This is a genomic window from Streptomyces sp. NPDC012888 (assembly GCF_042900645.1).
GTDB lineage: Bacteria > Actinomycetota > Actinomycetes > Streptomycetales > Streptomycetaceae > Streptomyces.
This window is the reverse complement of the sequence record NZ_JBIBBM010000004.1, coordinates 308,423-331,191: the sequence shown is the minus strand read 5'-3', so window position 1 is coordinate 331,191 and position 22,769 is coordinate 308,423. Positions and strand designations below refer to the sequence as shown.

16 protein-coding genes are annotated in these 22,769 nt (G+C 74.8%); 12 read left to right on the top strand and 4 right to left on the bottom strand.

The window, feature by feature from the left end; translation table 11 throughout:
- Positions 1-155 precede the first annotated feature (155 nt).
- Positions 156-2,963 (bottom strand): YbhN family protein, encoded by a 2,808-nt coding sequence (locus tag ACFY61_RS08905; RefSeq protein ID WP_389468883.1) that lies wholly within the window; start codon positions 2,961-2,963, stop codon positions 156-158.
- Positions 2,964-3,082: 119 nt separating this feature from the next.
- Here ACFY61_RS08905 and ACFY61_RS08900 point away from each other — a divergent pair, with 119 nt between their 5' ends.
- From ACFY61_RS08900 to nudC, 5 genes are all read left to right on the top strand, one after another.
- Positions 3,083-3,439 (top strand): MGMT family protein, encoded by a 357-nt coding sequence (locus tag ACFY61_RS08900; RefSeq protein WP_389468880.1) that lies wholly within the window; start codon positions 3,083-3,085, stop codon positions 3,437-3,439.
- A gap of 180 nt (positions 3,440-3,619) precedes the next feature.
- A complete protein-coding gene (locus ACFY61_RS08895; protein ID WP_389468878.1) occupies positions 3,620-6,901 on the top strand; it encodes an ATP-dependent helicase in 3,282 nt (1,093 codons plus the stop codon).
- A 356-nt stretch (positions 6,902-7,257) separates the two neighbouring features.
- Complete coding sequence (locus ACFY61_RS08890) at positions 7,258-11,061, top strand: UvrD-helicase domain-containing protein (RefSeq protein ID WP_389468875.1); 3,804 nt, start codon at positions 7,258-7,260, stop codon at positions 11,059-11,061.
- A gap of 10 nt (positions 11,062-11,071) precedes the next feature.
- On the top strand, positions 11,072-12,508 hold the full coding sequence (locus ACFY61_RS08885) for a dipeptidase (protein ID WP_389468874.1): 1,437 nt from the start codon (positions 11,072-11,074) through the stop codon (positions 12,506-12,508).
- A gap of 35 nt (positions 12,509-12,543) precedes the next feature.
- The gene (gene nudC / locus ACFY61_RS08880; protein ID WP_389468871.1) at positions 12,544-13,491 is read left to right on the top strand and encodes an NAD(+) diphosphatase; all 948 of its coding nucleotides are present in this window, start codon (positions 12,544-12,546) and stop codon (positions 13,489-13,491) included.
- An 83-nt stretch (positions 13,492-13,574) separates the two neighbouring features.
- Here the strand turns inward: nudC and ACFY61_RS08875 are convergent, their stop codons facing one another.
- Positions 13,575-13,835 (bottom strand): mycoredoxin, encoded by a 261-nt coding sequence (locus ACFY61_RS08875; RefSeq protein WP_219668993.1) that lies wholly within the window; start codon positions 13,833-13,835, stop codon positions 13,575-13,577.
- A gap of 147 nt (positions 13,836-13,982) precedes the next feature.
- Here ACFY61_RS08875 and ACFY61_RS08870 point away from each other — a divergent pair, with 147 nt between their 5' ends.
- The 5 genes from ACFY61_RS08870 to ACFY61_RS08850 all read left to right on the top strand — a co-directional run bounded on the left by ACFY61_RS08870 (position 13,983) and on the right by ACFY61_RS08850 (position 17,871).
- The gene (locus ACFY61_RS08870; RefSeq protein WP_389468867.1) at positions 13,983-16,145 is read left to right on the top strand and encodes an ATP-dependent DNA helicase UvrD2; all 2,163 of its coding nucleotides are present in this window, start codon (positions 13,983-13,985) and stop codon (positions 16,143-16,145) included.
- A 164-nt stretch (positions 16,146-16,309) separates the two neighbouring features.
- On the top strand, positions 16,310-16,645 hold the full coding sequence (locus ACFY61_RS08865) for a hypothetical protein (RefSeq protein ID WP_389468865.1): 336 nt from the start codon (positions 16,310-16,312) through the stop codon (positions 16,643-16,645).
- 181 nt (positions 16,646-16,826) lie between these two features.
- Entirely contained in the window at positions 16,827-17,195 is a 369-nt protein-coding gene (locus ACFY61_RS08860) for a WhiB family transcriptional regulator (protein ID WP_389468863.1), read from the top strand.
- Positions 17,192-17,536, top strand: coding sequence for a hypothetical protein (locus ACFY61_RS08855; protein ID WP_389468860.1), 345 nt, complete (start codon positions 17,192-17,194; stop codon positions 17,534-17,536). Before ACFY61_RS08860 ends, ACFY61_RS08855 begins: the two co-directional genes overlap by 4 nt.
- Positions 17,537-17,664: 128 nt before the next feature.
- Complete coding sequence (locus ACFY61_RS08850; RefSeq protein ID WP_389468857.1) at positions 17,665-17,871, top strand: hypothetical protein; 207 nt, start codon at positions 17,665-17,667, stop codon at positions 17,869-17,871.
- An 11-nt stretch (positions 17,872-17,882) separates the two neighbouring features.
- Here ACFY61_RS08850 and ACFY61_RS08845 read toward each other — a convergent pair whose 3' ends face one another.
- Together ACFY61_RS08845 and ACFY61_RS08840 are read right to left on the bottom strand one after the other, a co-directional pair.
- The gene (locus ACFY61_RS08845) at positions 17,883-19,226 is read right to left on the bottom strand and encodes an ABC1 kinase family protein (protein ID WP_389468854.1); all 1,344 of its coding nucleotides are present in this window, start codon (positions 19,224-19,226) and stop codon (positions 17,883-17,885) included.
- Positions 19,227-19,267: 41 nt separating this feature from the next.
- Positions 19,268-20,389: a ThiF family adenylyltransferase gene (locus ACFY61_RS08840; RefSeq protein ID WP_389468851.1), complete on the bottom strand. Its 1,122-nt coding sequence runs from the start codon at positions 20,387-20,389 to the stop codon at positions 19,268-19,270.
- A gap of 143 nt (positions 20,390-20,532) precedes the next feature.
- On the opposite strand from ACFY61_RS08840, the gene ACFY61_RS08835 reads away from it, so the two are divergent.
- Both ACFY61_RS08835 and ACFY61_RS08830 read left to right on the top strand, forming a co-directional pair.
- Positions 20,533-21,072, top strand: a complete 540-nt coding sequence (locus ACFY61_RS08835; RefSeq protein ID WP_389468849.1) for a M48 family metallopeptidase — start codon at positions 20,533-20,535, stop codon at positions 21,070-21,072.
- Between the two features lie 118 nt (positions 21,073-21,190).
- Positions 21,191-22,768 (top strand): TerD family protein, encoded by a 1,578-nt coding sequence (locus ACFY61_RS08830; protein ID WP_389468846.1) that lies wholly within the window; start codon positions 21,191-21,193, stop codon positions 22,766-22,768.
- The last annotated feature ends 1 nt before the right edge of the window (position 22,769 follow it).

Below are 22,769 nucleotides of genomic sequence, written 5' to 3'. Positions count from 1 at the left end.
CCGGGGGCGGGGCCGGGGGTGGGGGGGGGGGGGTGGCGGTCGCGGGGGCGGCGGGGCGGGGGTCCCCGCGGGGCGCCCGGGGGGGGGGGGGGGGGGGCCGGGGGGGGCCGGGCCCCCCCCGCGCCGTCGTGTCCGTCGTACCGCCGGCCGCTTGCCTAGATCGCTTCCTTGCGGGTCAGGAAGTTGAACGAGATCCAGCCCGGCAGCACCGGCAGCCAGAACGTCATCAGCCGGAACAGCAGCACGGCCGAGATCGCGATCTCCTTCTCCAGCCCCGCGGCGATCAGGCCCAGGGTCAGCGTGGTCTCCACCGCGCCGACACCGCCCGGGGTGGGTGCCGCCGAGCCGAGCGCGTTGCCGGCCAGGAAGACCACGGCGATGCTGGCCAGCGAGATCGCCTCGCCGCCGCCGAACGCCCGGATCGAGGCGTCCAGGCACATCACGAAGCAGCCGGTCAGCAGCAGCATCCCGCCGATGCCGGTCAGCAGCTTCTGAGGCCGCTGGAGGACGTCCAGCATGCGCGGCACGACACCGGCGAACAGCGCCCGCACCCGGGTCACCACGAACTTCCGCAGGAACGGGATGGCCGTCACCACCAGCACCAGCACCGCCACCGTCAGCAGGCCGGCGATGACCGTCCGGGACGGGGTCATCTCCTGCGTGTTCTCGGTGCCCGTCAGATAGCCGAACGCCAGCAGCAGCATGATGTGGCAGCCCAGCCCGAACAGCTGCGAAGCGCCGACGCTCGCCACCGCGAGCCCCGGACGCACCCCTCCGCGCTGGAGGAACCTCGTGTTCAGCGCGACACCGCCGACCGCCGCCGGCGCCACCAGCTTCACGAACGAGCCGGCCACCTGCGCCGCCACCGTCCGCAGGAACGGCACCCGTTCGGGGACGAACCCGAGCAGGCTCATCGCCGCGGCGAAGTAGCTGAGCGCCGAGAACGCCACCGCCGCCCCGACCCAGCCCCACTGCGCCGTGCTGATGATCTTCCCGAAGTCCACGTGGGTGAGCTGCGACAGCAGGAAGTACGCCGCGAACGCGCCCGCGATGAACGACACCAGCGTGCGCGGCCGGATCCGCTCCAGCCGGGCCGGCTCCACCGGCGCCTGCGGCCGGATCAGCAGGACCTGCCGGCGGATCTGGCTGAGCAGGTCCTCCTCGCGCGCCTCGTCCAGGGCCACGTCCAGCGCCCGCTTCTCCGCCTTCCGCTCCGCCTTCGACTCGGCCTTGGCCGCCTTCGGCGACTTCCGCGCCGCGGCCTCCGCCTCCCGCTGCGCCTTCGCCTGCCGGGACGACTCCAGTACCGCCTCCCGCTCCCGCTGCGACCGCTCCCGGGCCAGCCTGCGCAGGGTCGCCCGGGTGGACCGGCTCAGCGCGATCGGCTGGAGCAGCGGCAGGCAGTCCGCGACCGCGTCGGGGCCGAGCACCGACACCGCCGAGGCCACCGCCCGCTCCGCGCCGACCCGCAGGCCCAGCGTCGTCAGCAGCTGGGCGATGTCCATCCGCAGCACCAGATCACCGGCCGCGATCTCCCCGCCGCGGAGGTCGGTGAGGACGATGCTGCCGGAACGATCCACCAGCAACGCGTCCCCGGTGAGCCGGCGGTGCGCGATCCGCCGCGACTGCAGGGCCCTGACCTGCTCCCACGCGTTGCGGCTCAGCTCGTCGGTGATCTCCTCGTCGGACAGCGCGTCCAGGCTGCGGCCGCCGGTGTGCTCGTACACGAGCATCACCGCGTCCGGCCCCAGCTCCGAGGTCGCGATCAGCTTCGGCGCGTTGGCGCCGGCGGCGATCGCCGCGTACGCGAGCAGCGCCTCCTGCTCCAGCGCCTGCCGCAGGGACTGCAGGCTGCGCCGGGTGGTGATCCCGCGGAGCGTCAGCCGCCGCCACACCCGGTAGAAGAACCCCTGCGCCTGCTGCTCGCGGTCCACCACCGTGACGTCCAGCGGCGGGCCGTCCTCCAGGGTGACGTGGTACCGGCGGCCCCGGTCGCCCTGCTCGTGGCCCTCCCCGACGTCCGGCACCTCGGCGCGCATGGCGCTGACCGGCTGGAAGCCGACCCGGCGGAGACCGGCGAGCAGGTTCTGGCCGGTGGGCCGCACGTTCGGCGAGCCCACCGCGTACAGGGTCCCGTACGCGACGCTCCAGCCGATCAGCACGGTCAGGACGATCGAGAACGGCGTGGTGTAGCCGCTGACCAGCATCGCGAAGGCGTCGAGCAGCAGCACCACCCACAGCGCCACCCGCCAGCGCGGGCGCCGGGTCATGCCAACGGCGGTCATGTACGCGATGACGGGCGCGAGGTAGCCGTGCACCGGGTCGGTGAGCACCTCCCCGGCACCGGTGGTGCGGGTGAGCGCGTCCTGGATGGTGGCGGGGGCGGCCCGGGACACCCACAGGTCGGTGGCGAGCGTCACGCCGTGCGCCAGTACGGCGGCCAGCACGCCGTCGGCGATGCGCAGCCCGTCCCGCTTGATCAGCCGCTCGATGGCGAAGGCCACCGGGACCAGCAGGACCGCGATGCTGCCCACCAGCCCGGCCACCTTGATCAGCAGCGGCGGCGCCTCCTGGGTGCCCGCGCTGATGTCGGCTTCCAGGCCCGCGGCGGTGCCGTGCGCGAAGGCGGCGATGCCCAGGACGACCACGATGCCGAGCATGCCGACCAGCAGCCGGACCAGGTCGGAGGGCCGGTGCACGCGGGCGGCGAGCAGCGGTTCGTCCACCTCGACGCGGTCGGCGTCGGTGTGCGCCGGCTCCTCCGGCACGACCGGAGCGGGCGGGCCCGCCGGGGAGGGCGCGGGCGCGTCCGCCGGGGAGGGAGCGGGCGTGCCGGAGCCGGCGCCGGCCCGCGGCCGCGAGGCCGCACCGGGCCCCGCGTCCCGCCCTGGGGCCGCGTCGTCCGGAGGGCTGACGCCCCGCTCGTTCGCCGTCACTTCCGTCTCTTCTTGATCACGTATCACCAGTCACCGCCCGGAAGATGGTGGCACGGAAGGAGGACGCGGCGGGGCACCAGGGTGCGAGCCCTTGTGGAAGGAAACGTTCCACGCGCCTGCCGGAAGGGTGCGGCACCATGTCCCGAATGAGCGATGACATCCCGGGTGCGGCCGAGCTCCCCGACTACGCCGAGCGCGTCCTGGACGCCGCCGAGCGGATTCCGCCCGGCCGGGTGATGACCTACGGCGACATCGCCGAATGGCTGGGCGAGGGCGGGCCCCGCCAGGTGGGCCGGGTGATGGCCCTCTACGGCGGCCCGGTCCCCTGGTGGCGCGTGGTCCGCGCCGACGGCGTCCCCCTGCCCGGCAGCGAGCAGCGTGCCCTGCGGCACTACCGGACCGAGGGCACCCCGCTGCGGGAGTCCACGGCCGGGATCCGCCTGGACATGCGGCGGGCCCGCTGGGCCGGTCCGGACGACGGACGTCAACAGCCTCACACGTGACAGCATCCGCGATTCCGGGGCCGAACGGGGCACGGACCCCCGACACGGGCGCCCGTACGGGGTACCGGACGGGGTACCCGACGCGGCGCCGGACGGAACTGCGCGGGGCACCCCGGTTGCCGTAGCGTTGCCTCTTCGGCAGACGCAGGCACACCCTTCAGGACCGGACCGGCACCCCACGTGATCACCTCTTCATCCCACACCCGTACGCGGACCCCGGACGCGTACCGGCTGGTGCGTGGCGAGCCGGAACGGGTGGATCCCCCTGTCCTGGACGCAGCGCAGCGCGCGGTGGTTGAGCACACGGGCGGCCCGCTCCTGGTCCTCGCCGGCCCCGGCACCGGCAAGACCACCACCCTGGTCGAGGCGGTCGCCGCCCGCGTGGAGGCCGGCGCCGACCCGGCCCGCGTCCTGGTGCTCACCTTCAGCCGCAAGGCGGCCGTGGAACTCCGCGACCGGGCCGCGCTCCGCCTCGGTGGCTCGCGCGCCCCGCAGGCCACCACCTTCCACTCCTTCTGCTACGCCCTGCTCCGCGCCCACCAGGACGCCGAACTCTTCACCGAGCCGCTGCGCCTGCTCTCCGGCCCCGAGCAGGACGTGACCGTCCGCGAGCTGCTCGCCGGCCAGCGCGACCTGCGGACCATCCCCTGGCCCGACGACCTGCGGGCCGCCCTGCCCACCCGCGGCTTCGCCGACGAGGTCCGGGCCGTCCTCGCCCGCGCCCGCGAACTGGGACTCGGACCGGGCGCCCTCGGCGAGTTCGCCGCCCGCACCGGACGGCCCGACTGGGCGGCCGCCGCCGCGTTCCTCTCCGAGTACCTCGACGTCCTCGACATGCAGGGCACCCTCGACTACGCCGAGCTGGTGCACCGGGCCGTGCTGCTCGCCGAGCGCACCCCCTCGGTCGCCTCGCTCTACGACGCCATCTACGTCGACGAGTACCAGGACACCGACGCCGCGCAGATCCGGCTCCTGCGCGCCCTGACCGGCACCGGCGCGCGACTGGTCGCCTTCGGCGACCCCGATCAGTCGATCTACGCCTTCCGCGGCGCCGACGTGGGCGGCATCCTCGGCTTCGCCGACGACTTCCCCGGCGCCACGGTGCTGCCGCTGACCCACTCCCGCCGCTCCGGCGCCGCCCTGCTCGCCGCGACCCGGCTGCTCACCACCCGCATGCCCGTGCCCCGGCTCCCCGCGGCCGCCGTCCGCGCCCACCGCGAGCTGCGGCCCACCCGGCCGGGCGGCCGGGTGGAGGTCTTCACCTACCCGACGCCCGCCGCCGAGATCGACAACATCGCGGACGTCCTGCGCCGTGCCCACCTGGAGGACGGCGTCCCCTGGCAGGACATGGCCGTACTGGTCCGGGCCGGCGGCCGCACCCTCCCCTCGCTCCGCCGCGCCCTGATCTCGGCCGGCGTACCGGCCGAGACCGACGGCACCGACGTCCCCCTCCGCCACGAACCCGCCGTCGCCCCCCTGCTGACGGCCCTCCGCCTGTGCGCCGAGTCCGCCCTCGCCGGCCCCCCGCCCCCCGGGCCGCAGGAGGCCCCCGATCAGGAGCCGGAGGCCCCCGGCCTGGAACCGGAGGCTCCCCTGGACGGAGCCCGCATCGAGGCCGCCCTCACCCTGCTCGGCTCACCGCTCGGCGGGATGGACACCACCGACCTGCGGCGCCTCGGCCGCGCGCTGCGCGAGGAGGAGCGGGCCGCCGGCACCCTGATACCCGCCCCTTCCGACGTCCTGCTGGCCCGCGCCCTCGCCGAGCCCGAGCGGCTCCTCGCCCACGACCCCGCGTACAGCCGCGGCGCGCACCGCCTCGGCCTGCTCCTCCGCAAGGCCACCGAACTGCTCGCCGGCGGCGGCACCGCCGAGGAGGCCCTGTGGACCCTGTGGGACGGCACCCCCTGGCCGCAGCGCCTGGAACGGAACGCCCGCCGGGGCGGCGCCGCCGGACGCAACGCCGACCGTGACCTCGACGCGGTCTGCGTCCTCTTCGACACCGCCGCCCGCGCCGAGGAACGCACCGGTGGCCGCGGCGCCCTCAACTTCCTGGAACAGCTCGAGGCCGAGGACATCGCCGCCGACACCCTCGCCGGACGGCAGGGCCGCCGCGAAGCGGTCCGCCTGATGACCGCCCACCGCTCCAAGGGCCTGGAATGGGGCCTGGTCGTCGTGGCCGGGGTCCAGGAAGGCCTCTGGCCCGACCTGCGCCGCCGAGGCTCCCTGCTCGAAGCCGACCGCATCGGACGCGACGGCCTCGCCGAACCGCTCACCCCCGGCGCCCTCCTCGCCGAGGAGCGCCGGCTGTTCTACGTGGCCGCGACCCGCGCCCGCCACCGGCTCGTCGTCACCGCCGTCAAGGCCCCCGCCGAGGACGGCGACCAGCCCTCCCGCTTCCTCACCGAGCTCGGCGTCACCCCCAAGGACGTCAGCGGGCGCCCGCGCCGCCCGCTCGCCGTGCCCGCCCTCGTCGCCGAGCTCCGCGCCACCACCGTCGACCCAAAGGCCTCACCCGCCCTCCGCGAGGCCGCCGCCCGGCGCCTGGCCCGGCTCGCCGCGCTCACCGACGACGAGGACCGCCCCCTCGTCCCCGCCGCGCACCCGCAGCGCTGGTGGGGCCTGTACGAGCCCACCCGCAGCACCGTCCCGCTGCGCGACCGCGACCGGCCCGTCGCCCTCTCCGGCAGCGCCCTGGAACAGCTCGCCAACACCTGCTCCCTGCAGTGGTTCCTCGGCCGCGAGGTGAAGGCCGACACCACCGCCAGCGCCGCCCAGGGCTTCGGCAACGTGGTCCACGTCCTCGCCGACGAGGTCGCCTCCGGGCGCACCCCCGCCGACCTGGACGTCCTGATGGAACGCCTCGACACGGTCTGGGACGCCCTCGCCTTCGACGCGCCCTGGAAGTCCCGCCAGGAGAAGGACAACGCCCGCGCCGCCCTGGAGCGGTTCCTGCGCTGGCACCACTCCGACCGCGGCGGCCGCACCCCCGTCGCCACCGAACAGGACTTCGACGTCACCCTCGAAGCCGGCGGTCACGCGGTTCGGATCCGCGGCTCGATGGACCGCGTCGAGGCCGACCCGCAGGGCCGCGCGTACGTCGTGGACTTCAAGACCGGCAAGTCCGCCCCGACCGGCGCCGAGGTCGCCCGGCACCCGCAGCTCGCGGTCTACCAGCTGGCGGTCCGCGAGGGTGCGCTCGACGACCACTTCGACGGAAGACGCCCCGAGCCCGGCGGCGCCGAACTCGTCCACCTCCGCCAGGGCAAGGCCGACCCCAAGGTTCAGGCCCAGCAGCCGCTGTACGACGGCGCCTCGGGGGAGTGGGTCGGCGAGCTGCTGGCCACCGCCGCGGGCCGCGTCCTCGACGAACGCTTCACCCCCTCCACCGGCACCCACTGCGACCACTGCTCCTTCCGCGCCGCCTGCAGCGCCCGCCCCGAGGGCCGCCAGACCGTCGAATGACCCCCGCCGCCCGCCTCGCGCCCCGGACGCGACCGGCCCCGCCGGCGTTTGGTTCGGGGGGTCCCCCCGGACGGAGCCCGGGGGAGGGCGTGGGGCGGCGCCCCACCTGCCCGGGGCAGAGCCCCCGCTGGGCCCGCTCAAGCGCCGCTCGGGCTGTAGGTGCCCCGCCGGGACCCGGCCGCGCGGGCCTCGCAATGGCCGGGCCATTCCAGCCTCGCCGGCGTTTGAGGCGCGGGGTGTGGGGCGGCGCCCCGCGTGCCCGGGCGGAGCTCCCGCCCGGCCCGGGGTGCGGAGCCGGGCCGACGTCCGGCGGCGGCGCGGCCGGGCCTGTCGGCGGCCCCCGCTAGCCTTGACGGGTGTCCCCCCGCGCCACCCGCCTCACCGACCCCGAGCAGCTCAAGGAGCTGCTCGGCATCCCGTTCACCCCCGAACAGACCGCCTGCATCACCGCCCCGCCCGCCCCCCAGGTGATCGTCGCGGGCGCCGGCTCGGGCAAGACCACCGTCATGGCCGCCCGCGTGGTCTGGCTCGTCGGCACCGGCGCGGTGGCCCCCGAGCAGGTCCTCGGCCTGACCTTCACCAACAAGGCGGCCGGTGAGCTCGCCGAGCGGGTCCGCAAGGCCCTCGCGAAGGCCGGGATCACCGACCCCGACCCCGCGCCCGTACTCTCCGGGCAACCCGGCGGGGCAGACACGGCAGCCGGCGAGCCGCGCATCTCCACGTACCACGCCTTCGCCGGTCAGCTCCTCAAGGACCACGGACTGCGCATCGGCCTGGAGCCCAGCGCCCGCCTGCTCGCCGACGCCACCCGCTTCCAGCTCGCCGCACGCGTGCTCCGCGAGGCCCCCGGCCCCTACCCGGCGCTCACCCGGTCCGTCCCCGACCTCGTCGGCGACCTGCTCGCGCTGGACGGCGAACTCTCCGAGCACCTGGTCGACCCCGCCGACCTGCGCGCCCACGACACCGCCCTGCTCGATGCCCTCGCCGGGGCCAGGCTCACCAACGAGGACCTCCGCAAGGTCCCCGAGACGGCCCGCGCCCGGCTGGAACTCCTCGAACTCGTCGACCGCTACCGCGCCGCCAAACGTTCCCGCGACCTCCTCGACTTCAGCGACCAGATCGCCCTCTCCGCCCGGCTCGCCACCACCCGCCCCGAGGTCGGCGCACTGCTGCGCGAGGAGTTCCGGATCGTCCTGCTCGACGAGTACCAGGACACCTCCGTCGCCCAGCGGCTCCTGCTGTCCGGCCTCTTCGGCCAGGGCACCGGCCACGCCGTCACCGCCGTCGGCGACCCCTGCCAGGCCATCTACGGCTGGCGCGGGGCCTCCGTCGCCAACCTCGACGACTTCCCCGAGCACTTCCCGCACGCCGACGGCACCCCCGCCGCGCGCCACTCGCTCAGCGAGAACCGTCGCAGCGGCGGCCGCCTCCTCGACCTCGCCAACACCCTGGCCGCGCCGCTGCGCGAGATGCACGAGGGCGTCGAGGCGCTGCGCCCCGCACCCGACGCCGGGGACGCCGGCTTCGTCCGCTGCGCCCTGCTCGACACGCACGCCGAGGAACTCGACTGGCTCGCCGACTCCCTCGCCCACCTGGTCCGCACCGGCACCGACCCGGGGCGGATCGCCGTGCTGTGCCGTTCCGCGGCGGACTTCGCGCAGATCCAGGCCGCGCTGGTGGACCGGGACGTCCCCGTCGAGGTGGTCGGCCTGTCCGGGCTGCTGCACCTGCCCGAGGTCGCGGACCTGGTCTCCGTCTGCGAGGTGCTCCAGGACCCCGGGGCCAACGCCGCCCTCGTCCGCCTCCTGGTCGGCCCGCGCTGGCGCATCGGCGCCCGCGACCTCGCCCTGCTCGGCCGGCGCGCCCGGCTGCTGGTCGCCCGCGACACCGGCCCGGCCGCCGACCCGGACCTCCGGCTGGCCGCCGCCGTCGAGGGCGTGGACCCCTCCGAGGTCGTCTCCCTCTCCGACGCCCTGGAGACCTTCCTGGACCCCGCCGACGGCGAGGGCGACGACGGCCTGCCGTTCTCCGCGGAGGCCCGGGTCCGGTTCGCCCACCTCGCGCGGGAGCTGCGCGACCTGCGCCGCGCCCTCGCCGACCCGCTCATGGACGTCCTCCACCGCATCCTGTCGACCACCGGCCTGGACGTGGAGCTGGCCGCCTCCCCGCACGCCCTGGCCGCCCGGCGGCGGGAGACCCTGTCCGCCTTCCTGGACGTCGCGGCGGGCTTCGCCGCCCTCGACGGCGAGGCCTCGCTGCTGGCGTTCCTGGCGTTCCTCCGCACGGCCGCCCAGTACGAGAAGGGCCTGGACCACGCGCTGCCCGGCGGCGAGAACACGGTGAAGGTCCTCACCGCCCACAAGTCCAAGGGCCTGGAGTGGGACGTGGTCGCCGTACCCGGCCTGCACGCCGGCGCCTTCCCCAGCGAGAGGCCCCGCGAGGCCTGGACCTCGTACGCGAAGGTGCTGCCGCACTCCCTGCGCGGCGACGCGTCGACCCTGCCCGCGGACCCGCCGTGGACCTCGGCCGGCCTCAAGGCCTTCAAGGCGGAGCTCAAGGCGCACCAGGCCACCGAGGAGCTCCGCCTCGGATACGTCACCTTCACCCGTCCGCGCGACCTGCTGCTCGCCTCCGGGCACTGGTGGGGGCCCACCCAGAAGCGGCGCCGCGGCCCTTCGGCGTTCCTCACCGCCGTGTACGAACACTGCACGGCCGGCTCCGGCCGGGGCGAGGTCGAGGCGTGGGCAGACGAGCCGGCCCCGGACGCGGAGAACCCGGCCCTGGCCGCCGGCGCCTCCCCGGACCACTCCTGGCCCCTGCCCCTCGACCCCGACTCCCTCCGCCTCCGCCGCGAGGCCGCCGCCCTGGTCGAGTCCCACCTGGCCGCACCCCCGGCCCCCGAGGAGCCCTACCTCTGGCCCCCGCACTGCGAGGAACCCGCCTGGCCCGAAGAAGCCCCCTGGCCGGACGAGGACCCGTTCCTCGACGCCCCCGCCCCCGTCGGGGCCTCCGGCGCGCCCCGGAACCAGGCCGCCACCGCGCTCGACCCGTACGACGGCGCTCCCGAGCACGACGGGCCCCGCTTCGGCGCCCACGCGGACGAGGTCCCCTGGCCGGACGACGTCCCCTGGCCGGACGAGGACCCCTTCCTCGACGCCCCCGCCTCCGCCCGGGCCGGCGACGCGCGCCGTGAGCAGGTCGTCGTGCCCCAGGCCCGTGGCCCGGTGGCCGCGGGGGAGCCCGTGGGCTCCGGCGCCCCCGACGCTCCGCTGCCGGCGGACCACCGCACGCCCGCCGCGCCGCACGCCGCCCCCGGCTCGGTGCCCGTGCCCCGCGGTGCAGCCGGGCACGGCGGGGTCCGGGGCGGAGCCCCGGTTCCGGGAAGGGGCGGGGCGGGGGAGAACGCCGCGGCACCGGCACCGCCGGCCGGCACCCCCCTGACCCCCGAGGACGCGCGGACCATCGCCTCCTGGGACCGCGACCTCGACGCCCTGGAGGGCGAGCTCCGCCGATCCCGCGCCGCCGTGCGCGACGTGGAGCTGCCCGCCGCCCTGTCCGCCAGCCAGCTGCTCCGCCTCGCCGCCGACGAGGACGCCTTCGTGCGCGAGCTCGCCCGCCCCATGCCCAAGCCGCCCCAGCCCGCCGCCCGCCAGGGCACCCGCTTCCACGCCTGGGTGGAGTCCCGCTTCCAGGACCTCCCGCTGCCGCTCCTCGACGTACTCGACCCCGCCGTCGAGCTGCCCGGCTCCGACCAGGAGGTCGCCGACGAACGGGACCTCGAAGCCCTCAAGGCGGCCTTCGAGCGCAGCCCCTACGCCGACCGCACCCCGCACCGCATGGAGGTGCCCGTCCAGCTCACCCTCGCCGGCCGGGTCGTCCGAGGCCGCATCGACGCCGTCTACGCCACCCCCGGAGGCGGCTGGGAGATCGTCGACTGGAAGACCGGCCGGTCCACCCAGGCCGACCCGCTCCAGCTGGCTGTCTACCGCCTCGCCTGGGCGGAGACCACCGCGACCCCGCTCGACAAGGTCACCGCGGTCTTCCTGCACGTCCGCACCGGCCGCGTCATCAGGCCCCGCGACCTGCCCGGACGCGACCGCCTTGAGCGGATCCTCCAAGGCAAATCGGACGCGGAAGATGCCCGCCAGGCGGACGGCTAGGCTCAGGGGCATGAGCCAGACCCCGGACAGCGCCGTCCGTACGTACATCGCCGACCACCGCGCCGCGTTCCTCGACGACCTCGCCGAATGGCTGCGCATCCCCTCCGTCTCCGCCCAGCCCGAACACGCGGACGACGTGCGGCGCAGCGCCGACTGGCTCGCGGACACCCTGCGCCGCACCGGCTTCCCGACCGCCGAGGTCTGGCCGACCAAGGGCGCGCCGGCCGTCTTCGCCGAGTGGCCCTCCGGGGACCCGGACGCGCCGACCGTGCTCGTCTACGGGCACCACGACGTGCAGCCCGCCGACCGCGCCGACGGCTGGGGCACCGAGCCGTTCGAGCCGGTCGTACGCGACGGCCGGATGTACGGCCGGGGCGCCGCCGACGACAAGGGGCAGGTGTTCTTCCACACCCTCGGCGTCCGCGCCCACCTCGCCGCCACCGGCCGCACCGCCCCCGCCGTCAACCTCAAGCTGCTGGTCGAGGGCGAGGAGGAGTCCGGCTCGACGCACTTCCGCGCCCTGGTCGAGGCCAACGCGGACCGCCTGGCCGCCGATGTCGTGATCGTCTCCGACACCGGCATGTGGAGCGAGACCACCCCGACCGTCTGCACCGGCATGCGCGGGGTCGCCGACTGCGAGGTCGACCTGTACGGACCGGAGCAGGACATCCACTCCGGCGCGTTCGGCGGAGCCGTGCCCAACCCGGCCACCGTGGCTGCCCGCCTGGTCGCGGCCCTCCACGACGAGGACGAGCGGGTGACCGTCCCCGGCTTCTACGACGGCATCGCCGAGCTGACCGACGCCGAGCGCGACCTCATCGCCGAACTTCCCTTCGACGAGGAGGAGTGGCTGCGCACCGCCAAGTCGCACGCCACCGCGGGCGAGGCCGGCTACTCCACCCTGGAGCGGGTCTGGGCCCGCCCCACCGCCGAGGTCAACGGCATCGGCGGCGGCTACCAGGGTCCCGGCGGCAAGACGATCGTCCCCGCCTCCGCCCACCTGAAGCTCTCGTTCCGGCTGGTCTCCGGCCAGGACCCGTACGCGATCGAGGCGGCCGTCACGGAGTGGATCACCGCGCGGATCCCCGCCGGCATCCGCCACTCCATCACCTGGGGCGCACCCACCCGCCCCTGCCTGACCCCGCTGGACCACCCGGCCCTGCAGTCCGTGGTCCGCGCGATGGGCCGCGCCTTCGGCGCCAAGATCCGCTTCACGCGCGAGGGCGGTTCCGGCCCCGCCGCCGACCTCCAGGACGTGCTCCGCGCCCCGGTCCTCTTCCTCGGCATCTCCGTCCCCTCCGACGGCTGGCACTCGCCGAACGAGAAGGTCGAGCTGGAGCTGCTGCTCAAGGGCGTCGAGACGACCGCCTACCTGTGGTCCGACCTCGCCGCGAACTGGCCGCGCCCGGCCGCCGCCGGCGACCCGTCCGCGCGCCCCGCCACCTGAACCCGCACACCTCGTCTGACCCATCACCGGGGGAGTTGGAAGTACCAGTGAGCACCTCGACCGAGCGTCCCATCTCGCTCACCGCGCCCGGCGGCATCGACCGCGCCGCGCACCACCGCCTCGACGAGGCCTGGCTGGCCGCGGCCTGGAGCCACCCGACGACGCGGGTCTTCGTCGTCTCCGGCGGCCAGGTCCTGATCGACGACACCCCCGACGGGGGCACCGGGATCGTGATGACCCCGGCGTTCGAGGCGCCGGTCACCGAAACGCACCGGTACTTCCTCGGCACGGACGACGACGGCATCAGCTACTTCGCCCTGCAGAAGGACTCCCTGCCGGGCCGGATGGACCAGTCCGCCCGCCCGGCCGGCCTGCGCGAGGCCGGGCTGCTGCTGGGCCCCCGCGACGCCTCCCTGATGGTGCACGCGGTGGCGCTGGAAAATTGGCAGCGGATGCACCGCTTCTGCTCCCGCTGCGGCGACCGCACCGTCGTCGCGGCGGCCGGCCACATCCGCCGCTGCCCGGGCTGCGGCGCCGAGCACTACCCCCGCACCGACCCCGCCGTGATCATGCTGGTGACGGACGACCAGGACCGGGCCCTGCTCGGCCGGCAGGTGCACTGGCCTGAGGGCCGCTTCTCGACCCTGGCCGGGTTCGTGGAGCCCGGCGAGTCCATCGAGCAGTCGGTGGTCCGCGAGGTCTGGGAGGAGGCCGGTGTCCGGGTCGGCCGGGTGGACTACGTGGCCAGCCAGCCCTGGCCGTTCCCGTACAGCCTGATGCTCGGCTTCACCGCCCGCGCCCTGTCCTCGGAGATCAACGTGGACGGCGAGGAGATCCAGGAGGCCCGCTGGTTCTCCCGGGAGGACTACCGCCTGGCCATCGAGGGCGGCGAGCTCCTGCCGCCGTCCGGCATCTCCATCGCCGCCCGCCTGGTCGAGCTCTGGTACGGGCAGCCGCTCCCCAAGCCGGCCGGAACGGTCTGACGCGGGCCGTCCCGGGAACACACGGAAGAGGGGAGGGCCCCCGCCTCGGCGGGGGCCCTCCCCTCTTCCCGTACGCCCTGGCCTCAGACGGCGAGCGCCTGCTGGACCTGCGCCAGGCTCGGGTTGGTCATGACCGACTCGGTGCCCGCGGGGGAGACGATGAGGACCGTCGGGACGGTCTGGTTGCCCCCGTTGGCCTTCTCGACGAACGCGGCGGACTCCGGGTCCTGCTCGATGTTGATCTCGGTGTAGGCGATGCCTTCCCGGTCCAGCTGGGTCTTCAGCCGGCGGCAGTAGCCGCACCAGGTCGTGCTGTACATCGTCACGGAACCCTTGTCCTGCATGGGGAAGCTCTCCTTCGGGGGCTCGGGGGTCGGTCCGAGTGTTGAACGCACGGGACGCCCGGGCCATTCCCGCCCCCCGGTACGACCGGCGGCGGCGGGCTGTGGACGGTTTGCCGCCCGCCCCGGCGGACCTGGCAGCATGGCGGGGTGACACCAGCAACGCACTCCTCCTCCTTCCCGCCCGTCGCGGAGTCGGCCGACGCGGTGCTCCTGGGCCTGGACCCGGAGCAGCGCGAGGTCGCCACGCAGCTCAGCGGGCCGGTGTGCGTGCTGGCCGGCGCCGGTACGGGCAAGACCCGCGCGATCACCCATCGGATCGCGTACGGCGTGCGCTCGGGCGCCTTCAAGCCCGCCAGTGTGCTCGCCGTCACCTTCACCAACCGGGCCGCCGGGGAGATGCGCGGGCGCCTGCGCGGGCTCGGGGCGGAGGGCGTCCAGGCCCGGACCTTCCACTCCGCGGCCCTCCGCCAGCTCCAGTACTTCTGGCCGAAAGCAGTCGGAGGCGACCTGCCCCGGCTGGTCGAGCGCAAGGTCCAGCTGGTGGCCGAGGCCGGCGCCCGCTGCCGCGTCCGCCTCGACCGCAACGAGCTGCGCGACGTCACCGGCGAGATCGAATGGGCCAAGGTCACCCAGACGGTGCCCGCCGACTACCCGGCGGCCGCGCTCAAGGCCCGCCGCGAGGCCCCCCGGGACCTGGCCGAAATCAGTCAGATCTACGGCACGTACGAGCAGCTCAAGCGCGACCGCGCGATGATCGACTTCGAGGACGTCCTGCTGCTCACCGTCGGCATCCTCCAGGACCGCCAGGACATCGCCGAGACCATCCGCGGCCAGTACCGTCACTTCGTCGTCGACGAGTACCAGGACGTCAGCCCCCTCCAGCAGCGCCTGCTGGAGCTCTGGCTCGGCGACCGGGACAGCCTGTGCGTGGTCGGCGACGCCAGCCAGACCATCTACTCCTTCACCGGCGCCACCCCCGACCACCTCCTGGACTTCCGCACCCGCTACCCGCACGCCACGCTGGTCAAGCTGATCCGCGACTACCGCTCCACGCCCCAGGTGGTGCACCTGGCCAACGGCCTCCTCCGCCAGGCCCGCGGCCGCGCCGCCGACCACCGCCTGGAGCTGGTCTCCCAGCGCGAGCCCGGCCCCGAGCCGGCCTACGCCGAGTACCCGGACGAGCCCGCCGAGGCCGAAGGCGTCGCCCGCCGCATCCGCGACCTGATCGCCGCCGGAGTGCCCGCCGGCGAGATCGCCGTGCTGTTCCGGATCAACGCCCAGTCGGAGGTCTACGAGCAGGCCCTGGCCGACGCCGGCGTGCCCTACCAGCTGCGCGGCGCCGAACGCTTCTTCGAGCGCCAGGAGGTCCAGCGCGCCCTGGTCACCCTGCGCGGCGCCGCCCGGTCGGGCTCGAACGACCCGCTGCTCGCCGACGTCGTGGAGCTCCCCGCCCAGGTGCGGGCCGTGCTGAGCGGGCAGGGCTGGACCCCCGAGCCGCCGGCCGGATCCGGGGCTGTCCGCGACCAGTGGGAGTCACTGGCCGCGCTGGTCCGCCTGGCCGAGGACTTCGCGGCGAGCCACCCGGGCGCCACCCTGGCCGACCTCACGGACGAGCTGGAGGAGCGCAGGGCGGCCCAGCACGCCCCCACCGTCCAGGGCGTCACCCTCGCCTCGCTGCACGCGGCCAAGGGCCTGGAGTGGGACGCCGTCTTCCTGGTCGGCCTCACCGACGGCATGGTCCCGATCACGTACGCCAAGACCGACGAGCAGATCGAGGAGGAGCGGCGGCTGCTCTACGTCGGCGTCACCCGCGCCCGGCTGCACCTCGGCCTGTCCTGGGCGCTGTCCCGGTCGCCCGGCGGTCGCGCCTCCCGCCGGCCCAGCCGCTTCCTGCACGGCCTGCGCCCCGGCTCCGCCTCCGCCGGCGCCGGCCCGGTCGCCGGCGACCGGGCCTCCCGCAGGCGCGCCCGCCGCGGCCCGGCCCTCTGCCGGGTCTGCGGCAAGACGCTCACCGAGGCCGGCGAGCTCAAGCTGATGCGCTGCGAGGACTGCCCGTCCGACATGGACGAGGGCCTGTACGAGCGGCTGCGGGAGTGGCGCTCCGCCCAGGCCGCCGAGCAGGGCCTCCCCGCGTACTGCGTGTTCACCGACAAGACCCTGATCGCCATCGCCGAGGCCGCGCCGGCCGACGCGGGCGAGCTCGCGATGATCTCCGGCGTGGGTGGGCGCAAGCTCGACCGGTACGGAGCCGAGGTGTTGGCCATCTGCGCAGGCCAGGAGCTGCCGACGGGCCCAGCTGACGACGCGTGAAAACTCGTCGGAAAAATAGTTTGCACATGCCCTGGCAATCCCCATAGGTTCTTAACCACGGGAACAGCGGCTTCTCTGAAGCCCTGGTTCCGTGCTGTACTTATCCGAATACACGGGACAGGCCCACCAGCCGGTCCCCGAGACGCCGAGAGGAGGCGAGTCCAGTGATCAACTTCAACACCTTCACCAAAATGACCGATCGCTCGGTTGCCGCCTCCTGCCTGCTCGGCTCCACGTCCCTCCTTGCCGCCCCCGCGTTCCTGGGTCAGGGCACCGGTCTGTCCGCGATTGCCGCGAACAGCCCCGCCATGCCGTCGATCCTTCCGGTCCGCGAGCGCAACGAGCGACCGACCCAGGCACCGGTGGCAGTAGCGAAGGAGCAGGCGGCACATGGCGCCTATGCCTTTGCGGCAGCCGGTGCCGGATCCCAGAAGCAGACGACGCAGCACCACCTGATGTGGGCCTTCCGTGGGCTCGAACCCTGGAGTGATCCAGCCTGATCGCATGATCAGGCCGGCGCCTTCAGGGCCGCGGAACCCCACCGGGATCCGCGGCCCTTCTGTTTGCCCCCGAACGGGGACGGACGGAGCGAAGGGGCCTTGCGGACTGGCAAGACCAGGTACCAGCCGACACCGGCCACCGCCGGAACGACTAGCAGACGAAGACGAGGAAGAAACCACCGTGCAACTCGAAGCGCACGCCCCGTCCGTACCGCAGACCCAGACGATCTCCCCGCCCGCAGTCCCGGAGGACTCCACCTTGACCCCGCTCACCGCGCTCACCGCGCTCGACGACGCCATCGAGAACCTCGGCGTACCCGTCCCCTGCCGCTCGTACGACCCGGAGGTCTTCTTCGCGGAGTCCCCGGCCGACGTCGAGTACGCCAAGTCCCTCTGCCGCACCTGCCCGCTGGTCGAGGCCTGCCTCGCCGGCGCGAAGGAGCGCCGTGAGCCCTGGGGCGTCTGGGGTGGAGAGCTCTTCGTCCAGGGCGTGGTCGTGGCCCGCAAGCGGCCCCGCGGCCGCCCGCGCAAGAACCCGGTCGCGGCATGAACGCCACGCAGCGCACCGGATTCGGAACCATCGACCGCCCCCTGACGCACGACCCCCTGAAGCAGGCCCTCATGACCCCCCACGCCACCAGCGAGCAGCCCTCCGGCTCCGCCACCGAAGACTTCATCACCACCGGCGCGATCACCTCGCGTCAGAACAGGACCCGCGCCATGCAACTCATCCCAGAAGCCCTGGCCCGTGCGCATATGGACGACCGTATGCGCGAGGCCGACGCCGAACGACTCGCCCACCGGCTGGTCGTCGCGCGCCGCATGCAGCGCCGCGCCGAGCGCGTCTCGCTGCGCGCCCGCCGCGCGCTGGCCATGGCCGTCATGCACTGACGGCCAGGCGGCCACCGCAGCAGATCCACAGCACATCCGGGGGGACCGGTCCGTACGGGCCGGTCCCCCCGGCCGTTCCCGGTGCGTTGCGGACGGCCGTCAACCCCTCGCGGCGGTATCGTCTGGAGGTGGACCAGTCGACCCCCCAACCCGCCTCCCCGGGGTCCGGTACCCCGGCCGTCGTGTGCGCCCGCTGCGGCGCCCGGCACCCCGAGGACACCCCGCTCACCTGGACGTGCTCCGTCGAGAACGGCACCCGGGAGTACTTCTGCCACGACTGCGCCCGGGCCAACATCCGGGCCATCGAAGGCAGACTCGACTCCTCCTGGTGGTGACGTCCCGCCGGTCAGCCCTCCGCCCGGTCCTCCTCCGCGAGGAACCCCGGCAGCCAGGCCTCCAGCTCCTCCCGCAGCCGCACGGTCGCGCCCAGCTGACACAGCACCCCGATGGTGCTGAGGGTGACCCGGTGGATCAGCAGGTACGAGGGCGGCAGGTTGAGCTGCTTGCCCAACTGGTGCGCGGGCGACCGGGGGTCGGCTATCCGCGCGGCCTGCCCGCGGATCCAGCCCCGGGTGAAGGTGAACTCCTCCACCTCCGCCGGCTCGATGATCGGAGCCAGGTAGTCCAGCACCGTGTCCGGGTCGAGCTCGACCGTCTCCTTCACGAACCCCTCGGCGCACAGCTGCTCGTACACCGCCTCGGCATCGCCGCGCAGCGTCATCCGCAGCGAGACGCCGATGGACCTGGGCAGGCCGCCCGGCAGCCGGTCGACGGTTCCGAAGTCCAGGACTCCGAGCCGCAGCCGGCCGTCGTCCCCCGCCACCAGCCGGAAGTTCCCCGGGTGCGGATCGGCGTGCAGCAGGCCGGTCCGGGCAGGGCCGGAGAACAGGAACCGGGCCAGCAACTGCCCCGCGCGGTTCCGCTCCTCCTCCGTCCCGCCGGCGATGACCTCCGAGAGCGGAACGCCCTCCATCCACTCGGTCACCAGCACCTGGTCGCCCTGGTGCACCACCTCCGGAACCAGCACGTCCGGGTCGCCCTCGAAGGCCTCCGCGTGGATCCGCTGGGCCTCCGCCTCCAGCTCGTAGTCCAGTTCCTCGGTGACCCGCTCCCGCAGCTCCCGGATCAGCGGTTTGATGTCCATGCCCGGGATCAGCGGACCGAGCAGTCCGGCGAACCGCCCCAGCTGCTTCAGGTCCGACAGCAGCGCGTCGCCGGCCCCCGGGTACTGCACCTTGACCGCGACCTCCCGGCCGTCGTGCCACACCGCCCGGTGCACCTGCCCGATGGACGCGGCCGCGGCCGGCTTGTCCTCGAACTCGGTGAACAGTTCCCGCCAGTCAGCCCCCAGACGATCCGCCAGCACCTGGTGCACGGTCCCCGCCGGCATCGGCGGAGCCGCCTCCTGAAGCTTGGTCAGGGCCGCCCGGTACGGCCCGGCCACCTCCTCGGGCAGCGCCGACTCGAATACCGACAGGGCCTGCCCGAACTTCATCGCGCCGCCCTTGAGCTCCCCCAGCACCCGGAACAACTGCTCCGCGGTGCGCTGTTGGAGCTCCCGCGCCACGATCTCCGCCGACTTGCCCCCGATCCGCTTGCCCAGACCCCACGTGGCCCGGCCGGCGATGCCGAGCGGCAGCGCGGCCAGCTTGGCGGTACGGGTGACCGCCTTCCGGGGAAGATCAGACATGCGCCCCTCCAGGTCCCAGACAGCCGCGCGGTGAACGGCGGTTACCCGGCCATTGTGTCCTGTGGCCCTACGGCCGCGGACGAGTCCCCCTCTCCCGGCCGCCAGGCCCCGCATCCGCACCCCGGATGGGGCTCCGCCCGGCTGTGCGTCCAGTGCAGTCCCGGAAGGGCTGCCTCCCACCTGGCCCCGGTGGACGCCGGCAGCTCTCCGTCGAGGAAGGCCAGGGCGTGGGCCGCCGCCAGACCGGCCACCGCCGTGGCCAGTCCCAGGTCACAGGCGGGGACGCCCCGCCGCCGGTGCGCCGTCCGCCACTGCACCAGCAGCCGGGGCCAGGCCCGGTCCCGGTCCACCCGGTCCCGCTCCAGGCATCCGGCGCAGGCCGTGCCGCCCGGGAGCACCAGCGGACCCACCAGCCCGGTGCCCTCCAGCACCCCGGCGTACAGGTGCGGGACACCGCTCTCCATCCAGCCGGCCGCCGCACCGGGATCCGGGGCCCAGGCGTCCAGCCCCTCGCGGGGCGCGACCACCACCAGGGCCAGCCCGGGCTCCGGCCCCGGCAGCTCCCCGGCTCTGGGAGGCCGCTCCGGACCCGCCGACCGGACCAGCGACGCCGCGGCCTCGCCCCGCAGCCGCCCCACGCTCTCCGGGCCCATCCCGCCCGGCGCCAGATCGCCCGGCACCACCCGGCCCCCGTCCAGCACCTCGACCCGGCCCACCCCGGCGCCCGCCAGCACCGCCGCGACGAGCGCGCCCACCCGCCCGGCCCCGCGCACCTGCACCCGGGTCCCGCGGCGCGCCGCCAGCCCGGCCCGGGCCCCGCCGGGCTCCCGCCGCACCAGGGACAGCGAGCCCAGGTCCGGGCCGAGTCGCTCCGGTAACGCCCGCCCGCCGCCGGCCGCCCCTCCTGCCGGGGCGTCGTCGATCAGGCCGGCCCCCGTCAGCTGCCGCACGAGATGGTCGGCGCACTCGCCGGGGAGCCCCAGCGCGCCCGCCTCGGCGCGCAGCCGGTCCATACCGCGGGTCCCGTCGATCCGGTCGATCAGCGACCCCGTCGCCGTGTCCACCGGGCCGAGCACCACGGCGTGCGCCGGGGTCACCCCGAACTGCACCGTCTGCAGGTCCCGCCAGGCCCTCGCCAGTGCCGGCTTCACCTTCGGATACATGACCTTCCCCCGTCCTCGTCACTTGCCTCGTACCGCGAGAATGCCCGTTCCTGGACCGGCCCGCGGAGATTTGTCCACAGCCCTCCCGATTCGTCATATGAGATGGCGGGACTTCCGTCGCGGGCACCCGGTACCGTCATGGCGTGTCCGCCGATCCACCCGACCACCCCGTCGAAGTCCGCCGGAGTGCGCGCCGCCGCAGGACCGTGTCCGCCTACCGCGAGGGAGAGCGCACGGTCGTGCTCATCCCTGCCCGGATGTCCGAGGCCGAGGAGCGGCGCTGGGTGGGCGTGATGCTCGACAAGCTCGCCGCCCGGGAGGGCCGCCGCCCCCTGGGTGACGCCGAGCTGACCGAGCGGGCCGCACTCCTGTCCGGCCAGTACCTCGACGGCCGTGCCCGTCCGCGTACGGTGCGCTGGGTGACCAACCAGAACACCCGCTGGGGCTCGTGCACCCCGGCCGAGGGCAGCATCCGGTTGTCCCACCGCCTGCAGGGCATGCCCGAGTACGTGGTGGACTACGTGCTGCTGCACGAGTTGGCGCACCTGCTGGTGCCCGGCCACGGCCCGCGCTTCTGGGAGCTGCTGGAGGCCTACCCGCGGACCGAGCGCGCCCGCGGCTACCTGGAGGGCGTGGCCGCGGCGGAGCGGCTGCCCAAGGTTCCCGGACCGCGCGAGAGATGACGTGCGCTCACCTGTGGGGCCGGTCGTCCACAGGTCTCCGCACCCCTTGGCCGAATCTCCGCGGTTGCGGCTAGCCTGGCCGCACGCATTCACTTCGGATGGGGGACGGGCGTAGCGCATGGCCAGGGAATTCCAACGCGGCCACAAGGCCAGGATCAGCGACCTCACGGCGGGGACGGATCTGTACGTGGGTGTGCAGATCTCCGGCCCGGGGCTGACCTTCGACATCAGCTGCTTCGGTCTCGACGCGGAGGAACGGCTCTCCGACGACCGCTACTTCATCTTCTACAACCAGCCGAAGTCGCCCGAGGAGTCGATCCAGCAGCTCGGCGCGCAGGCGGGTGACACCGAGTCCTTCCGGGTCACCCTGGACCGGATCCCGGCCGGCATCCACAAGCTGTCCTTCACCGCCACCATCGACGGCGACGGCACCATGTCGCAGGTAGGCCCCGGCTACATCCGGATCGTGGCGGGCGGCGAGGAGGTCGCGCGGTACGCCTTCACCGGCGCGGAGTTCAGCACCGAGCGCGCCGTGATGCTCGGCGACTTCTACCTCAAGGACGTCTGGCGGTTCGCCGCCGTGGGCCAGGGGTTCGACGGCGGCCTGGCCGCCCTGCTGGAGAACTTCGGCGGTGAGGTCGCGGAGGAGCAGGCCGCCCCCGAGCCCCCGCCGCAGCAGCCCGCCCCGCCGCAGCCGGCTCCCGGGTTCGCACCGCCGTCGGCCCCCGCGCCCGCCCCGACGCTCGCCGCGCCCCCGGCCGCCCCCGTACAGCCCTCGGTCCCGGCCCCCGCGCCCGCCCCGGCCCCGGTGGCCGCGCCCGCGCCCGCCCCGGCCGCCGGGTTCGGTACGCCCGCGCCGCAGACCGCGGCCTTCGGGTCCCCGCCGCCCTTCGGCGCCGTGCCCGCGCCCGCCCCGGCTCCGCAGGCCCCGCCCGCCGGCGCGACCGCACCGCCCTTCGGCTCCGTCCCGCCGCCGGGCGCCCCGCTCGGCGTCCCGTTCGGCGCGGCCCAGCCCCTCGCCCCCGTGCCCCCCGAGGCCGGCCTACGGGTCGTGCTCACCAAGTACGCGGAGGCCCCGGCCGGCGACCGCTGGACCGAGCAGAACCCCCAGCAGGTCCGCGTCACCCTCACCAAGGGCCAGGCCGTCCTCGCGAGGCAGGGCAGCATGGTCGCCTACCAGGGCGACGTCGACTTCGCCCACAAGGGTTCCGGCCTGCTCGGCAAGCTGACCGGTCAGCTCACCGGCCAGGGCATGGCGCTGATGCGCTGCTCCGGCGACGGCGAGGTCTTCCTCGCCGACGAGGCCAGCCGGCTCTTCGTCATCCGCCTCGAAGGCACCGACCAGCTGTACACCAGCGCCCAGGGCGTCCTCGCCTTCGACGAGTCCCTCTCCACCGAGGTCCGCCGCATCGAGGGCGCCGGCCTGCCCGGCGGCGGCCTGTTCTCCATGCTCTTCTCCGGCACCGGGGCCGTCGTCGTCAAGACCCGCGGCACCCCGGTCGTGCTGCCCGTCGGCAACGCCACCTACGTCGACGGGAACGCGGTCATCGCCTGGTCGGCCGGCGCCCAGGCCGTCACCACCACCGCCCTGCGCCTGCGGCGATCCGGCTACGCCAGCCGCAACGGGGAAGCCGTGAACCTCCAGTTCCGCGGCGCCCCCGGCAACTTCGTCGTCGTACAGCCCTTCGAGGTGTGAG

Bases quoted from the DNA above. Each gene is read 5' to 3' on its own strand.
- ACFY61_RS08900 (WP_389468880.1), top strand. From the start codon at position 3,083: ATGAGCGATGACATCCCGGGTGCGGCCGAGCTCCCCGACTACGCCGAG.
- ACFY61_RS08855 (WP_389468860.1), top strand. From the start codon at position 17,192: ATGAACGCCACGCAGCGCACCGGATTCGGAACCATCGACCGCCCCCTG.
- ACFY61_RS08875 (WP_219668993.1), bottom strand. From the start codon at position 13,835: ATGCAGGACAAGGGTTCCGTGACGATGTACAGCACGACCTGGTGCGGC.
- ACFY61_RS08840 (WP_389468851.1), bottom strand. From the start codon at position 20,389: ATGTATCCGAAGGTGAAGCCGGCACTGGCGAGGGCCTGGCGGGACCTG.
- ACFY61_RS08885 (WP_389468874.1), top strand. From the start codon at position 11,072: ATGAGCCAGACCCCGGACAGCGCCGTCCGTACGTACATCGCCGACCAC.
- ACFY61_RS08845 (WP_389468854.1), bottom strand. From the start codon at position 19,226: ATGTCTGATCTTCCCCGGAAGGCGGTCACCCGTACCGCCAAGCTGGCC.
- ACFY61_RS08830 (WP_389468846.1), top strand. From the start codon at position 21,191: ATGGCCAGGGAATTCCAACGCGGCCACAAGGCCAGGATCAGCGACCTC.